This is a genomic window from Rhizobium sp. YJ-22 (assembly GCF_029601685.1).
Classification (GTDB): Bacteria; Pseudomonadota; Alphaproteobacteria; order Rhizobiales; family Rhizobiaceae; genus Metarhizobium.
The window spans coordinates 850,048-864,684 of record NZ_JARRIR010000001.1; the positions used below are offsets into that span (position 1 = coordinate 850,048).

The 14,637-nt window shown below is 63.2% G+C and carries 14 protein-coding genes and 1 tRNA gene; 10 read left to right on the plus strand and 5 right to left on the minus strand.

The genetic code is table 11. The features are described 5' to 3' along the window. The first annotated feature begins 154 nt into the window (after positions 1-154). From P7F60_RS04100 to P7F60_RS04110, 3 genes are all read left to right on the plus strand, one after another. Positions 155-544 (plus strand): TIGR02300 family protein, encoded by a 390-nt coding sequence (locus P7F60_RS04100; RefSeq protein WP_277916409.1) that lies wholly within the window; start codon positions 155-157, stop codon positions 542-544. A gap of 160 nt (positions 545-704) precedes the next feature. After that, positions 705-780, plus strand: a tRNA-Ala gene (locus tag P7F60_RS04105). Positions 781-1,313: 533 nt separating this feature from the next. After that, positions 1,314-1,901, plus strand: coding sequence for a DUF4214 domain-containing protein (locus tag P7F60_RS04110; RefSeq protein ID WP_277916410.1), 588 nt, complete (start codon positions 1,314-1,316; stop codon positions 1,899-1,901). Positions 1,902-1,965: 64 nt separating this feature from the next. Here P7F60_RS04110 and P7F60_RS04115 read toward each other — a convergent pair whose 3' ends face one another. Further along, complete coding sequence (locus P7F60_RS04115) at positions 1,966-3,126, minus strand: DUF4214 domain-containing protein (protein ID WP_277916411.1); 1,161 nt, start codon at positions 3,124-3,126, stop codon at positions 1,966-1,968. Between the two features lie 294 nt (positions 3,127-3,420). On the opposite strand from P7F60_RS04115, the gene P7F60_RS04120 reads away from it, so the two are divergent. After that, positions 3,421-5,325 (plus strand): potassium transporter Kup, encoded by a 1,905-nt coding sequence (locus P7F60_RS04120; RefSeq protein WP_277916412.1) that lies wholly within the window; start codon positions 3,421-3,423, stop codon positions 5,323-5,325. Here the strand turns inward: P7F60_RS04120 and P7F60_RS04125 are convergent. After that, a complete protein-coding gene (locus P7F60_RS04125) occupies positions 5,322-6,563 on the minus strand; it encodes an adenylate/guanylate cyclase domain-containing protein (protein ID WP_277916413.1) in 1,242 nt (413 codons plus the stop codon). The two genes, P7F60_RS04120 and P7F60_RS04125, sit on opposite strands and share 4 nt — an antisense overlap. A gap of 276 nt (positions 6,564-6,839) precedes the next feature. On the opposite strand from P7F60_RS04125, the gene P7F60_RS04130 reads away from it, so the two are divergent. The 3 genes from P7F60_RS04130 to P7F60_RS04140 all read left to right on the plus strand — a co-directional run bounded on the left by P7F60_RS04130 (position 6,840) and on the right by P7F60_RS04140 (position 9,612). Further along, complete coding sequence (locus P7F60_RS04130) at positions 6,840-7,535, plus strand: YoaK family protein (protein WP_277916414.1); 696 nt, start codon at positions 6,840-6,842, stop codon at positions 7,533-7,535. Positions 7,536-7,625: 90 nt separating this feature from the next. Continuing rightward, positions 7,626-8,816: a TMEM43 family protein gene (locus P7F60_RS04135; protein WP_277916415.1), complete on the plus strand. Its 1,191-nt coding sequence runs from the start codon at positions 7,626-7,628 to the stop codon at positions 8,814-8,816. 10 nt (positions 8,817-8,826) lie between these two features. Next, positions 8,827-9,612, plus strand: coding sequence for a YdcF family protein (locus tag P7F60_RS04140; RefSeq protein WP_277916416.1), 786 nt, complete (start codon positions 8,827-8,829; stop codon positions 9,610-9,612). Positions 9,613-9,618: 6 nt separating this feature from the next. On the opposite strand, the gene P7F60_RS04145 is transcribed toward P7F60_RS04140, so the two are convergent. Continuing rightward, positions 9,619-10,092: a hypothetical protein gene (locus tag P7F60_RS04145; RefSeq protein ID WP_277916417.1), complete on the minus strand. Its 474-nt coding sequence runs from the start codon at positions 10,090-10,092 to the stop codon at positions 9,619-9,621. A gap of 88 nt (positions 10,093-10,180) precedes the next feature. Next, the gene (gene irrA / locus P7F60_RS04150; RefSeq protein WP_277916418.1) at positions 10,181-10,600 is read right to left on the minus strand and encodes an iron response transcriptional regulator IrrA; all 420 of its coding nucleotides are present in this window, start codon (positions 10,598-10,600) and stop codon (positions 10,181-10,183) included. Positions 10,601-10,892: 292 nt separating this feature from the next. Between irrA and fabA the strand changes: the two genes are divergently transcribed. The 3 genes from fabA to fabI are packed head-to-tail and all read left to right on the plus strand — an operon-like array spanning position 10,893 to position 13,489. Next, positions 10,893-11,408, plus strand: coding sequence for a 3-hydroxyacyl-[acyl-carrier-protein] dehydratase FabA (fabA, locus tag P7F60_RS04155; protein ID WP_277916419.1), 516 nt, complete (start codon positions 10,893-10,895; stop codon positions 11,406-11,408). Positions 11,409-11,455: 47 nt separating this feature from the next. Continuing rightward, entirely contained in the window at positions 11,456-12,676 is a 1,221-nt protein-coding gene (gene fabB / locus P7F60_RS04160; protein WP_277916420.1) for a beta-ketoacyl-ACP synthase I, read from the plus strand. 6 nt (positions 12,677-12,682) lie between these two features. Beyond that, positions 12,683-13,489, plus strand: a complete 807-nt coding sequence (fabI, locus tag P7F60_RS04165) for an enoyl-ACP reductase FabI (protein WP_277916421.1) — start codon at positions 12,683-12,685, stop codon at positions 13,487-13,489. A 62-nt stretch (positions 13,490-13,551) separates the two neighbouring features. Here the strand turns inward: fabI and P7F60_RS04170 are convergent, their stop codons facing one another. Beyond that, on the minus strand, positions 13,552-14,562 hold the full coding sequence (locus P7F60_RS04170; protein ID WP_277916422.1) for a class I SAM-dependent methyltransferase: 1,011 nt from the start codon (positions 14,560-14,562) through the stop codon (positions 13,552-13,554). Positions 14,563-14,637 lie beyond the last annotated feature (75 nt).

The following is a 14,637-nucleotide window of genomic DNA, read 5'->3' on the forward strand; positions in this document are numbered from 1 at the left end:
TTCGGCGCGTGAGACGTGCGAAAACCGGCGGTTTTTACATGTTATTTGACATGGACCGGCGCACAGATTAAGGGACCGGCCTTGTTCTCCCATGAAAAAGGCCGGTTTTCACGGCTCTGCCGGCATCGCTCCGGCTGTTTAACGAGGCTTCACAGTGGCAAAAGCGGAACTTGGAACCAAGCGCACCGATCCGGATACCGGCAAGAAATTCTACGACCTGAACCGGGATCCGGTCGTCTCCCCCTATACCGGCAAATCCTGGCCGCTCTCCTATTTCGAGGAAAGCTCGGCCGCCGCCGTCATGGAGAAGGCACAGGAGGAGGACGAGGTCGCGGAAGTCGATACCGAGAGCACCGAAGTCGAACTGGTTTCGCTTGAGGATGCCGAAGACGGCGCCAGCGGCGACGACATCCCCGATATCGGCGACGACGACGTGGATATCGGCGACGACGATGACGACACCTTCCTGGAAGCCGACGAAGACGAGGACGACGACGACGTCTCCGGCATCATCGGCGTGACCGGTGACGACGACGAAGTCTGAGCATCCGGCTAACCCCTTGCAAAACCCGGCGATTCAAAAAAAATCGCCGGGTTTGTTTTTTTCGCTTGCCAAGCCCGGAACGGCAAAGTAATAACCCGCCAACCGACGGCGAGACGCCGACACGGTTCCCGGAAAACCGGTTCGCCCGGTACCCTCTGATGGGGCTATAGCTCAGCTGGGAGAGCGCTTGCATGGCATGCAAGAGGTCAGCGGTTCGATCCCGCTTAGCTCCACCAATCACTTTGTCAATGAAAATTCCCCTTTAAAAACAACTAGATATCAAATCGGCATCGCTCCTCTCGTACCCCATTTGCGTACCCCGCTTTTCGCGACGGGCATGTGAAGCCGCACGGCAGGCTCATGTCATCCGTGATTCGGCCATGGGCCTGCTTGGCGACTTGCGGCCGTATTGCTGCTCTGCGCTTCCATCTTGTCGATTCGATTTTGCGTCGACATGTGAAGCCTCAGGCTGGAAACGGGCGCTGCCGGGCCGTGTCCGATCAGCGGGAAACTTCCAGCGGGTGCAATCGAAAGGTTATCGCTCTGCCAAAGCCGCGCCATAATTACTCTATCATCTATGGTGAAACGGGACGTGAAACCGGTGCCCTTCGGCAGGGGCGGGGGTTCAGGACCGTTCCGGGGCGCGGCGTGACCTTGACCGGATGCGGATCGCCCTATCTTCTTGTTTTCCACGCAATCCCGGCCACCGATGCCGATCGGGCGGGATTGCCTTCGCAACAACCACGGGCCACGAACGAGGATTACCTGAATGAAATTTTATTCGACACCGCGCGATGAGACGTTTTACGGCGGTCCCGGCGTGGACACCGTCTATTTCAGCGGCAAGGGCCAGGATTACACCGTCACGGTCTACTCCAAGTCCGAGCAGGACGTTCGTGACTACGGCAATTACATCAATGACGGGCACGACAAGCTGTTTTCCATCGAGCGGCTGAATTTTTCCGATGGCACGCTGGCCTTCGACACGGATGGTGCGGCCGGCCAGGGCTATCGCATCTACCAGGCCGCTTTCGACCGTAAGCCCGATGCCAGCGGCCTCGGTTACTGGGTTCGCACCCTCGACAATGGCGCTAACCTCGTCGATGTCGGCGCCGATTTCGTCAATTCGAGCGAATTCCGGAAAATGTACGGCCCGAATCTCAGCAACAGCGAGTTCGTGCAGGAGCTTTATTACAACGTGCTCGGCCGCACCGGCGAGCAGAGCGGTGTCAATTACTGGGCCGACCAGCTTTCCTATGGCCATACCCGCGGCTGGGTGCTGGCGAGCTTCTCCGAAAGCGCCGAGAACGTCGCCGGGGTCGCACCGTCGATCTCGGACGGCATCTGGTATACCTGAGTCTGAAACAGCCATGGCCGCCCTTCGAGGGCGGCCATGGCTGACCTGCGGTGATTCCGTTCTCTCACACGAACCAGATGCCGTCGGCAACCTTCGCGCTGACGCCGGTGACGTTCTCGGCGCTTTCCGAGAAGCCGGCGAGAACCTCTGCCTTCGAGACGCCGCTATCGAGGCGGCCGTTCCAATAGGCGATGCCGCCGGTCTCGCCGTCACGTCCCAGCACGTTGTGATAGAGCTTGTCGACAAACTGGCTGTTCGACGGCGTGCTTCCGTAGACCGAGGCGAATTCGGCGGAGTTGACGAAGCCGGTCGCAACATCATTCAGGCTGCGCCCACCGTCCATCGACTTGATCCAGAAGGACAGGCCGCCCGCATCCGGCGTGCGGTCGAAGGCAGCCTGATAGATGCGATAGGCCTGGCCGGCATTGCCGCTTGTATCGAGCGCCAGCGTGCCGTCGCTGAATTGCAGCCGCTCGATGTTGAGGAAATTGTCGGTGCCAGCGCCGGTGACGGTCACGTTTGCCGGGGCGGCGATCTTGACGCCGAAGTTGGCGCGCGCGCCGTTCATCACCACGGTGTCGAGCCCGGCGCCGCCATCGAACGTGTCGTTGCCGGCCGTGGCGGTGAACACGTCGTTGCCGGCGGTGCCCACCGTCGGCGTCGCCCCCGCCTTGGCGCCATAGAGCGCCTGGACGCCGGCGATATCGCCGCTTCCCAGGCTGTGGAGGCTGGTGACCATCGGATACATGATCGTGGCCGTATCGTCGGTATGATCGAGGCCGATCGCATGGCCGATCTCATGCAGCGCGACGGCAAAGAAATTGGTCTTGTCGTTGGCGGAATAATTGCTGTCCGTCGTCCAGCTTTCCGCCGTGTCGAACCGCACCTCCGCCTCGGTGATCGAAAAATACGGCGCATTCCTGCTGGTCGCCCCCGAATATTGCGCCTCCCCGACCGTGCCGAAGGCGCCATCGATCGCGTCCCAGCCGAACCGCAATTGCGCCTGGGCGCTGTCGGCGATTTCCACGAAGCTGATATTGGCGACCGCCTGCCAGGCGGCGAGCGCGGCGCGGATCAGGCCCTGATAGGCCGAATCGGTGATCGCCGCGTCGAACTGGTAGCCATCCGGGCGGCTGGACAGCGCAAAGCTCCATTGCACCGTGCCGCCGCTCTGGCCGAGGAAGCCCGAGCCCCACTTTCCCTGTTCCAAGACATAACCAACCATGGAGGATCCTTCTTCTGGAAAACTGCCCCTCTTTCCGATTCGGGCTGAAAGCGTTCGCACTCCGCGAATCGCCGTCGAACTGCAGCGTATAGCGAGGGAAGCCGGAAAGAAAATGACGCAGAAGAGAGAAGGCGCGGCCACAAGGCGGCCATTTCATGGATCCCCTGCCCCATTTTTCGCCGTCAGCCCCAGCCTTGGCGACCCGGCTCTCAACCGGAAACGCGGCTGCCGGCGGACATTGCCCCGAGGCCATTTCGCACGATATCATGAGGGCCACTCTTTTTCGGAAACTTCATGAGCACCTCTTCCCCGGCAAGCGACCTGCATGGCGCTACGAAATCCCGGTCCCTGCCCGTTCTCGTTCTCGGCGCCATCGGCGTGGTCTACGGCGATATCGGCACGAGCCCGCTTTATGCCTTCCGCGAGGCGCTGCGGCCCTTCATGCATGACGGCGTGACGCCGCATGAGGTCATAGGCCTGATCTCGCTGATGCTCTGGACGCTGACGCTGATCGTCACGGTCAAATATGTGCTGTTCCTGCTGCGCGCCGACAATGACGGTGAAGGCGGCACGCTGTCGCTGCTGGCGCTGCTCACCAAGAAGGTGAGCCGGCACGCCGGCATCTTCTTCTTCGCCGGCATCATCGGGGCGGCGCTGTTCATCGGCGATGCGATGATCACGCCTGCGCTGTCGGTGCTCTCGGCGATCGAGGGCCTGAAGCTGGTGACGCCGACACTGTCGCCCTATGTGCTGCCGCTCGCGGTGGCGATGATGCTGGCGCTGTTCCTGGTGCAATCGCGCGGCACGGCGGCGGTGTCGCAGTTCTTCGGGCCGATCATGCTGTTATGGTTCGTGGTCATGGCGCTCGGCGGCATCTCCCATATCGCCGACGACCTGTCGATCTTCACGGCGCTCAATCCATGGCATGCGATCGAATTCGTCTCCCATGCCGGTTTCGTCGGACTGGTCGTGCTCGGCGCCGTGTTCCTGACCGTCACCGGCGCCGAAGCGCTTTATGCCGATCTCGGGCATTTCGGGCGGCGGCCGATCCAGTGGGCCTGGTTCGTGGTCGTGTTTCCGTCGCTGGCGCTGAACTATCTCGGCCAGGGGGCGCTGGTGCTGAAGAATCCGCAAGCGGCGACCAACCCCTTCTACCTGATGTTTCCGGAATGGGCGATCCTGCCGGTGGTCATCCTCGCCACCGCCGCGACGATCATCGCCAGCCAGGCGGTGATCACCGGCGCCTTCTCGCTGGCGCGCCAGGCGATCCATCTCGGCTTCCTGCCGCGGCTGGAGATCTGCTTCACCTCGGAGACCAATACCGGGCAGATCTACGTTCCCGCCGTCAACACCGTGCTGCTCATCGGCGTGCTGATCCTCATCCTCGAATTCGGCAGCTCCGAAGCGCTGGCGACGGCCTATGGCATTTCGGTCACCGGCGCCATGGTGATGACCACGATCCTCGCCTTCCAGTATCTCAGGGTGGTGCGCGGCTGGACGGCGGCGACCACCGCTGCGGTGCTTGCGCCGCTCTTCGTGCTGGAATGCATCTTCCTCAGCGCCAACCTGTTGAAAATCCATGACGGCGGCTATATCCCGGTCACCATCGCCGCGGTGCTGATGACGATGATGTGGACCTGGAAGCGCGGCGTCTCGCTGGTGCGGGAAAAATCCGCCACCGCCGACATTCCGCTGCGCTCCTTCATCGAGATGATCGAGCGCCCCTCGGCAAACGCGCCGGTGCGGGTGCCGGGCACGGCGATCTTCCTGACCAGCGTGCCCGACAAGACGCCGGGCGTGCTCCTGCACAATCTCAAGCACAACCACGTCCTGCACGACCAGAACGTGGTGCTCAACGTCCATACCGCCTCGCGCCCGGTGGTGCCGGAGGAGGAGCGTTTCGTCATCACTAGGCTGTCGGAGCGCTTCACCCGGCTGGAGCTGCATTTCGGCTTCATGGAAACGCCCAACGTTTCGCAGGCGCTGACGCTCTGCCGCCAGGCGGGGCTGAAATTCGAGATCATGTCGACATCGTTTTATGTCGGGCGGCGCAAGTTCGTCGGCGATCCCAATTCCGGCCTGCCGAACTGGCAGGACAAGCTGTTCATCGCCATGGCCGGCTTCGCCATCGATCCTTCCGAATATTTCCAGCTTCCCAGCAACCGCGTCGTGGAACTGGGTGAGCAGATGGTGATTTAACGGGTGGGCAAGACGATATCTTCGCGCGGATAGGCGAAGACGTCGACCGGCTCGCCGAGGCCGCGCAAGGGATGGCTGCCCAGCCATTCGACGCGGTCGCGGCAATCGGCCATGTCGACGAAGGCGCCGGAGAGCAGGATCGGCCGGCCAAGTTCCTTGGTCAACGCCTCCAGCCTTGCGGTGACATTGACCGCCGGGCCGATGACGGTGAAATCCAGCCGCTGGCGCGAGCCGATATTGCCGTACATGACATCGCCGACATGCACGCCGATGCCGTAGGCGAGCGCCGGCTGGCCCTTGTCGCGGCAGGCGACGTCCAACTCGGCAAGCGCAAGCCGCGCTTCGGCGATGGCGGCCAGCAGCTTCGGGCCGGCATCGGGGTCGCTCAGGGGAAAGATCGCCAGCAATCCATCGCCCATGAATTTCAGGATCTCGCCGCCATGGCGCTCGATCGGGCCGGACAGCGCGTCGAAATAGGCGTTGAGACGCTCGATGACGTCGTCGCGTGGCCAATGGTCGGAAATCGTGGTGAAATCACGCATGTCGCAGACGAGGATGGCGGCGCCGACCGTGGCGCCGCTGCCGCGCGTCGTGGCGCCGGCAAGAATCTGCTCGCTGGCATGCGGGCCGACATAGGTTTCCAGCAGCGTGCGCGCCAGCCGGTTCTTCATGCGGATTTCGCTGACCAGCGCCAGCACCGGCAGGAGGTCGGTGAGGAAGGCGATCTCGTCTGCCGAAAAGCCACCCTTGCGATTGCAGGAAAAGGTGACGACCTGGCGCTTGCCGAAGGTATGTTCCAGCGGCCAGGCGACGTAGTCGGTAAGCCCTTCGGCGATCAGTTCGTCATAAAGCTGATACCAGCGACCGAGGCGCGCGGACGGATCGTCGAGGCGCTGGCGCACCAGATCGACGCCCTGGTAAAGCGCGTGGATCGGGCTCATGAGATATTGCGCGGTCTTCTCGATTCCGTGACCGAACGTGTCGAATTTCGGCTTTTCCATACCCGGCTGCCACAGGAAGCGTACGCCCAGCCATTGCGGATGCAGCGTGCGCAGATGCAGCGTCACCCGGCCGAGCGGCAGGCCTGCCTCGTGCAGCTTGCCGCACAGGAGAAGGAAGATATCGTCCATATACTGGACATGACGCGTGCCGATCAGCAGCCAGTCGAGAATGGCGCTGCGCCGTCTCGGCCACTGTCCGGCCTGTATGTCGTCAGGAAGTGTCTGCTCTGCGTTCACGGAAGGGGACTGCTCCAAAAGGCGCCGGTTGCGGCAAAGACGCCGGCAGACCGGAAACCCTCGTCATCGCCGCCGAAGCAGGATGACATTCTACGTTTTGACGCATCTCCAGCGGAATTTTTCCGGAAATGCTAAGCTTGATATAGGATCGGCGCGGCCGATTCGAAAGCGCAAGCGCGCCACACCGGTGAAAATTCCGTCGCGGATTGACAGCGGGGCCTCGCCTGCCTTTTCTGAGGGCCGGGGCAGTTCAGGAGAATCGGGGCCAGTCCATCCATGACGCGACAACGCAGGCGGCGGATCGTTCACGCCCGGCGCACCGGCACCGGGCTGGCGCTGGTGGCGGCCATTTCCTTCCTGGCCGGGATGACCGACGCGGTGGGGCTGGTGATAACAGGCGACTTCGTGTCCTTCATGACCGGCAACACCACGCGCGCGGCGATTGCGCTCGCCCGCAGCGATCTGGCGCATGCGCTGACGCTGCTGCTCGCCATCCTGCTGTTCGTCATCGGCAATGCCCTGGGCGTCGTCGTCGCGCATCTGGCGTCGCGCCGGGTATTCACCGTGCTCGCCTGCGTCAGCCTGACGATCGGCCTCGCCGCGCTCGTCGACACGGAGTCGCTGCCGCTCCTGCAATTCGCGCTCGTGGTGCTGGCCATGGGCATGGTCAATGCGACGGTCGAGCATATCGAGGGGCTGCCGATCGGGCTCACCTATGTCACCGGCGCTCTGTCGCGTTTCGGGCGCGGCATCGGCCGTTTCCTGCTCGGCGAGCGCCGGTTCGACTGGACGATCCAGCTCATTCCCTGGCTTGGCATGGTCTCCGGCGCCATTTCAGGGGCCATGCTCGCCCAATGGCTGCAGCCGCAGGCGCTGAAGATCGTCGCCGGCTTTGCAATGACGCTGGCGCTCGCCACGCTGATCGTGCCGCATCATCTGCAACGCCGCTTCGGCCAGCGCGCGGCGCGCTGAGGCTCCTGCCTTCACGAAGCCTTGAGATTCAGGCGGTAGGACGGGAGAGCGCAACGCCCGCGCCCCGCCCAACCCGCCAAAGAGGAACCGATGAGCTTTACGGAAACGACCACCACCTCCTGGTTCGCGCGGCTGAAGGGCGCGCTGATGCGCATTCTCGTCGGCATCGTGCTGGTCATCGCCACCACCGTGCTCCTGTTCTGGAACGAGGGCCGGGCGATCAAGACCTACCGTGCCCTGGTCGAGGGCGCCGGCCTCGTCGTCTCCGTCGATGCCGGCACGGTGGATGCCGCCAATGACGGCAGGCTGGTGCATATTTCCGGTCCCGTCACCCCGGTCGGCACGCCCGGCGACGACACCTACGGCATCCGCGCCGACAAGGCGGTCGGGCTGGTGCGCGACGTCGAGATGTATCAATGGGTCGAGCATTCGGAATCCAAGACCGAAAAGAAGCTCGGCGGCAGCGAGGAAACCGTCACCACCTACAACTACTCCAAGGAATGGCGCGCCACCGACGTCGATTCCAGCCAGTTCCGCCAGCCGGACGGCCATTCCAATCCGCAGCGCGCCGTCGACAGCGCCCGGTTCACCGTCGAGACCGCGACGGTCGGCGCCTTCACCCTGCCCGGAAACCGTGTCGCGGCGCTCGGCAGCGAAAAGACCATCATTCCCGGCGCCGATGCCATCGCCGCCTTCCGCAACGCCATGGGCGGACAGAACGTTCAGGTGCAGAACAATCTCCTCTATGTCGGCAACGATCCGCGTGGGCCGCAGGTCGGAGACCTCAAGATCAGCTATCGCCGGATCGATCTTGCCGCCGCGAGCTTCATCGGCGCCCAGCGCGGCGACAGCCTGCGCCCCTACAAGACCAGCAACGGCCGCGAGCTGTTCCTGAGTGCGGCCGGCGACAGCACCGCCGACGAGATGTTCGAAAGCGCCAAGACCGAAAACACGGTCATCACCTGGATCGTGCGCGCCGGCGGGTTGCTCGGCATGTTCATCGGCTTCGCCTTCATCCTGTCGATCCTCGGCGTCGCCGCCGATCTCATCCCCTTCGTCGGCTCGATCGTCGGTTTCGGCACCTCGCTGATCGCTTTTGCCGCAACCGCCGTTCTTGGCCCCGTGGTCATCGCCATCGGCTGGATCGCCTACCGGCCGCTGCTGGCGATCGGCATCGTCGCCGCCGGCGTGGCGGTCGCGGCCGGCATCGTCGCGCTGCGTCGGCGTGCTGCGCGCCCGGCAGCGCCGTCGACCACCGGCTTCGGCCGCCCCACAGCCTGAGACGCGTCCCATGTTCCTGTTGTCGAAACTGGCCTGGCTGGTGATCCAGCCGCTCTCCCTGTCCTTCCTGCTGATCGTCGCCAGCCTGCTGGCAGGGATGGCGCGCTGGAAACGGTTGCGCAGCCTGCTGGCGGTCTTCGCCAGCCTCGTGCTGTTCGTGACGCTGTTCACCACGGCGGGCGCGGTGTTGCTGCAGACGCTGGAAGACCGCATTGCCCGCCCCGCCGCCCCGGCCGATGTCTCCTGCATCGTCGTGCTGGGCGGCGGTTTCGAAACCGACGTCACCACGCGGCGCGGCGGCTTCGAACTCAACCAGGCAGGCGACCGCTTCGTCGAAACGCTGCGGCTGGCGCGGCTCTATCCGCAGGCGAAAATCCTGGTCTCCGGCGGCGATGGTTCGATCAGCGGCAAATACGAAGGCGACGCAATCGTCGCCGAACGCTTCTTCCCGGCCTTCGGCATCGAGGCCGACAGGCTGATCCAGGAGACGACCTCGCGCACCACCTTCGAGAACGTGCAGAACCTGAAAGGCTTTCTCGACGAGCGCAGCTTGAAGGATTGCCTGCTGGTGACCTCGGCCTTCCACATGCCGCGCGCCATGGGCCTGACGCGCAAGGCCGACCTGGCGATGACCCCATGGCCGACCGATTATCGCACCCGCGGCGATGAAGTCTTCGGCTTCGACTTCACCCAGCCATCGCTGAACGCGCAATTGATGACCACGGCGACGCGGGAATGGACAGGGCTGCTTGCCTACTACCTGACCGGGCGCACCAACACATTGTTTCCGCGTTAACGGCAATTACTTCTTGAACAGCGTCACCATCCTGGTGCCGCGCACGCGCACCGTCATCAGGCAGGGCTCGCTGTCGGTACGGTCGCAGAAGCGCGGATGCATCTTCAGGACGAAAACCATGTTGCCGTAGCGCCTGATGAAATCGTAGCCATAGATGCGGGCGGTGGCCATCATGAAATAGCCGCCCTCCTTCACCTGCAGATAGAAATTATAGGGGCAGCCGTCTGCATCGCAATCGGGACCCTTGACGCCGTCGCAGATCAGCTCGCCCTCGTTGACGACAGCGTCGGTGATGCCGTCATTGTTGATGTCGATGCGCGAGACGTAGTTGTCGCCGAACTGGGCATTGGTGCACTGCTTCTGGAAATGCTTCTTCTCGAAGGTTTCCGGATCCCCGATCAGATCCTGCTGGGCAAGAGCGACAGGGGGGAAGCCAGCCAACATCAGGGCGGCGACCAGCGCGAAAATCCGGTGTTTCATGATCAAGCCTTCTGGCAGACGAGCAGATATCAGGCCGCTTTAGCAGCGCGGCCTTGCGTCGCCCTTGAGGCTTGCGGGAAAAGAAGGCTCAGCCTGCCTTGGGACGCAGGCGAATCACCACGTCGACATGGGCGATTTCCATGCCTTCCGGCGGCTCCGGCAGGTTTTCGATCGTCAGGTTGCTGAGCGGCAGGTCGAGGATCTCGTTGCGGCCTTCGACGAAGAAATGGTGATGGTCGGAGGTATTGGTGTCGAAATAGGTCTTCGCGCTTTCGACGGCGAGAACCCGGATCAGCCCGGCCTCGGTGAACTGGTGGAGCGTATTGTAGACGGTGGCGAGCGAGACGGGCACATTGGCGGCCACCGCCTCTTCATGCAGTTCCTCGACCGTCAGGTGCCGGTCGCCCTTGGCGAACAGCAGGTCGGCGAGTGCGATGCGTTGACGCGTCGGGCGCAGCCCATGATGGCGCAGCCTGCCTTCAACAGTCCTGGCGTTTTCAGCCGTCATCCGTGCCGAACTCCGTCCTTCGCTTCGATCGATCCTGAGATCCCGTCTTTATCGCATATAACTTTTACTTGACTGCATTTCAATAGTTTTAGGTTTTAACCGTGCCGCCGCGGCAAAGACAGAGGTTTCGGCATTTGCCTCTGGCTCCTTCCGCCCCGTTCCTGTATGGGGCGCACATCGAACAAGGGCAACCATGCGGCCGGCAAGACAAGAGCGACGATCTGTGCTTCAATTCGGCCTGAACTTGCTCTATTGCTGCGACGGAATATCCGCGCCAGGGAAACGATTTTAAATGACGACACGACAGTCCAGCTTCACCTACGACGAAATCATCGCCTGCGCCAGGGGCGAGCTGTTCGGTCCCGGCAATGCGCAGCTGCCGCTGCCGCCGATGCTGATGGTCCACCGCATCACCGAGATTTCCGAAACCGGCGGCGCCTTCGACAAGGGCTATATCCGCGCCGAATACGACGTGACGCCGGACGACTGGTATTTCCCCTGTCACTTCCTCGGCAACCCGATCATGCCGGGCTGCCTCGGCCTCGACGGCATGTGGCAGCTCACCGGCTTCTTCCTCGGCTGGCTCGGCGAGCCCGGCCGCGGCATGGCGCTTTCCACCGGCGAAGTGAAGTTCAAGGGCATGGTCCGCCCCGACACCAAGCTCCTGCAATATGGCATAGACTTCAAGCGCGTCATGCGCGGCCGCCTCGTGCTCGGCACGGCGGACGGGTGGTTGAAGGCGGATGGTGAGACCATATATCAGGCGACCGACCTGCGTGTCGGCCTGTCGAAAGACAAGGAAGCCTGAGGGCGGAACGCCGCCCTTTACGAGACGTTCAAGAAAAGGTGAGGAATATGAGACGGGTAGTTGTCACGGGTCTGGGGATCGTATCCTCCATCGGGAACAATGCGGACGAGGTGACGGCCTCGCTGCGTGAGGCCAAGTCCGGCATCTCCTTCTCGCCGGATTTCCAGGAGCACGGCTTCAAGTGCCAGGTCTGGGGCCGGCCGACCCTCGATCCGACCGATCTCGTCGACCGGCGTGCCATGCGCTTCCTGTCGCAGGGCGGCGCGTGGAACCATGTCGCCATGAAGCAGGCGATCGCCGATTCGGGCCTGGAAGAGGGTGACATCACCAACGAGCGCACCGGCATCATCATGGGTTCTGGCGGCCCCTCGACCAACACCATCGTCGAGGCCGCCGAAATCACCGAGAAGAACCACAGCCCGAAGCGCATCGGCCCCTTCGCCGTGCCGAAGGCCATGTCCTCGACCGCCTCCGCGACGCTTGCCACCTGGTTCAAGATCCACGGCGTCAACTATTCGATCTCTTCGGCCTGCTCGACCTCGGCCCATTGCATCGGCAATGCCGCCGAGATGATCCAGTGGGGCAAGCAGGACGTGATGTTCGCCGGCGGCCATGAAGACCTGCACTGGACGATGTCCAACCTGTTCGACGCCATGGGCGCGATGTCCTCGAAATACAACGAGACGCCTTCGGTCGCCTCGCGCGCCTATGACGTCAACCGCGACGGCTTCGTGATTGCCGGCGGCGCCGGCGTGCTGGTCCTCGAAGAGCTGGAACATGCCAAGGCGCGCGGCGCGAAAATCTATGCCGAGATCGTCGGCTACGGCGCGACCTCGGACGGTTACGACATGGTGGCTCCCTCGGGCGAAGGTGCGATGCGCTGCATGCGCCAGGCGCTGTCGACCGTGAAGGGCGATGTCGACTACATCAACACCCACGGCACCTCGACGCCGGTCGGCGATTCCAAGGAAATCGGCGCCATCCGCGAAGTGTTCGGCGAAAAGATGCCGCATATCCAGTCGACCAAGTCGCTGACCGGCCATTCGCTGGGGGCTGCCGGCGTGCAGGAATCGATCTATTCGATCCTGATGATGCAGGCCGGCTTCATCGGCGAGAGCGCCCATATCAGCGAACTCGACCCGGAATTTGCGGGCGTGCCGATCGTGCGCCAGCGCATCGACAATGCCAAGATCGACATCGCGCTGTCCAATTCCTTCGGCTTCGGCGGAACGAATGCGACGCTCGTTTTCCAGCGCTACAACGGATAATCGCACATGACGGGAATTATGCAGGGCAAGCGCGGCCTCATCATGGGCGTTGCCAACAATCACTCGATCGCCTGGGGCATTGCCAAGGCCTTGGCGGGGCAAGGGGCGGAACTGGCCTTTACCTATCAGGGCGAGGCGCTCGGCAAGCGCGTCAAGCCGCTGGCCGCCGAACTCAATTCGGATTTCCTGCTGCCCTGCGATGTCGAGGATCTGGCTTCGGTCGATCAGGTCATCGCGGCCTTGAAGGCGCGCTGGGGCGGCCTCGACTTCATCGTCCATGCCATCGGCTTTTCCGACAAGAACGAGCTGAAGGGCCTTTATGCGAACACCACGCGGGAGAATTTCACCCGCACCATGGTGATCTCCTGCTTCTCGTTTACCGAGATCGCCAAGCGCGCGGCTGAACTGATGAATGCCGGCGGCACCATGCTGACGCTGACCTATGGCGGCTCGGTGCGGGTCATGCCGAACTACAACGTCATGGGCGTCGCCAAGGCGGCGCTGGAAGCCTCGGTGCGCTATCTCGCCAGCGATTACGGTCCGCGCGGCATCCGCGTCAACGCCATCTCCGCCGGCCCGATCCGCACGCTGGCCGGTGCCGGCATTTCCGATGCCCGCGCCATGCTCTCCTGGCAGCAGAAGAATTCGCCGCTGCGCCGCACCGTCACCATCGAGGATGTCGGCAACTCGGCGCTCTACCTGCTCTCCGGCCTGTCCTCGGGTGTGACAGGCGAAATTCACTATGTGGATGCCGGCTACAACATCACCTCGATGCCGACGCTGGAAGCGCTCGGCAAGGCCGACACGGAATAGGACTTTCCAGTCCAGAATGAGAAAAGCCCCGGAAGCGTCGCTTCCGGGGCTTTTTGTTTGGGTTATTTCTTCGCCCACAGCACCTTGTAGCGGGCGTTGCGGCAGACCTCGCCGCTCTCGCGGAACAGCTCCGCCAGAACCGGCTCGTAAGGCAGGCCACGATTGGCGACCAAGAGCAGGCGGCCGCCGCCCTTGAGCACCGTCGCCGCCTGGCGGATGAAGGCCTGGCCGAGGCCGGGCTCTGCCGCATGGCCCTCGTGGAAGGGCGGATTCATGATCACGAGTTCATAGCGGTCCTTGATCGTCTCGGCGGCGACGTCGTGCCAGAAGAAGCGCGTGTCGACGCGGCTGCCTGCCAGATTGGCCCTGGCCTGCTCCAGCGAATCGAAATCGGCTTCGTAGAGATCGATGCGGTTGACCATCGGCGAGCGCTCGGCGAGCATGGCCGATAGATAACCCCAGCCGGCGCCGAAATCGGCGGCATTGCCGTTGAAATCGGTCGGAAGGCGGTCTGCCAGCAGCAGCGAGCCGGCATCGACGCGATCATGCGAGAACATGCCGGGGGCGGCCGAGAAGCGGCCTTCGACGCGCACGGGCGGAGCGGCAAAGGCGGCGACCAGCGCCTCGGGCGCGACCGGGCGCTGGAACCAGATGGCGAGGCCGTGATATTTCGGCATGGAGCCGGCCTCGACGCCGAGCTTTTCCAGCTTCTTGCGCAGCGGCTGCACGCCGTCTTCCTTGGAGCCGGCGATGACGATCATGCCGCCGGGGGCGACATGCATCAGGGCGCTGGCAATGCGCGCCTCGTTCTCGCCCTTGTGCTTGCCGCAGAGCACCAAAGCGTGGGCGTAAGTGTCTTCCGGCAATTGCGGCTCGGCCGCGACATGGGCCGCCTGCAGCCGCAGGAACAGCGGGCGGAAGCCTTGGACGGCGACGAGTTCGGCCTCGAAACCGTCCGGCAGCGCATAGCCCGGCTCCGCGCCGAGGAACAGGACCTTTTCGCCGGCCTTCGGCGCATCGAGCACGCCCGAGGCGTAAGGATGGAACAGGGTTTTGACGGCGTCGCGGCTCATGGAAAACCTTCAATCGGGACAATAGAAAAAAGGCGCGGGAGCAATGCCCCGCGCCTCGAAGCTTCTGACGAAACG

Bases quoted from the DNA above. Each gene is read 5' to 3' on its own strand.
- P7F60_RS04110 (WP_277916410.1), top strand. From the start codon at position 1,314: ATGAAATTTTATTCGACACCGCGCGATGAGACGTTTTACGGCGGTCCC.
- P7F60_RS04115 (WP_277916411.1), bottom strand. From the start codon at position 3,126: ATGGTTGGTTATGTCTTGGAACAGGGAAAGTGGGGCTCGGGCTTCCTC.
- P7F60_RS04120 (WP_277916412.1), top strand. From the start codon at position 3,421: ATGAGCACCTCTTCCCCGGCAAGCGACCTGCATGGCGCTACGAAATCC.
- P7F60_RS04130 (WP_277916414.1), top strand. From the start codon at position 6,840: ATGACGCGACAACGCAGGCGGCGGATCGTTCACGCCCGGCGCACCGGC.
- P7F60_RS04135 (WP_277916415.1), top strand. From the start codon at position 7,626: ATGAGCTTTACGGAAACGACCACCACCTCCTGGTTCGCGCGGCTGAAG.
- P7F60_RS04140 (WP_277916416.1), top strand. From the start codon at position 8,827: ATGTTCCTGTTGTCGAAACTGGCCTGGCTGGTGATCCAGCCGCTCTCC.
- P7F60_RS04145 (WP_277916417.1), bottom strand. From the start codon at position 10,092: ATGAAACACCGGATTTTCGCGCTGGTCGCCGCCCTGATGTTGGCTGGC.
- irrA (WP_277916418.1), bottom strand. From the start codon at position 10,600: ATGACGGCTGAAAACGCCAGGACTGTTGAAGGCAGGCTGCGCCATCAT.
- fabA (WP_277916419.1), top strand. From the start codon at position 10,893: ATGACGACACGACAGTCCAGCTTCACCTACGACGAAATCATCGCCTGC.
- fabB (WP_277916420.1), top strand. From the start codon at position 11,456: ATGAGACGGGTAGTTGTCACGGGTCTGGGGATCGTATCCTCCATCGGG.
- fabI (WP_277916421.1), top strand. From the start codon at position 12,683: ATGACGGGAATTATGCAGGGCAAGCGCGGCCTCATCATGGGCGTTGCC.
- P7F60_RS04170 (WP_277916422.1), bottom strand. From the start codon at position 14,562: ATGAGCCGCGACGCCGTCAAAACCCTGTTCCATCCTTACGCCTCGGGC.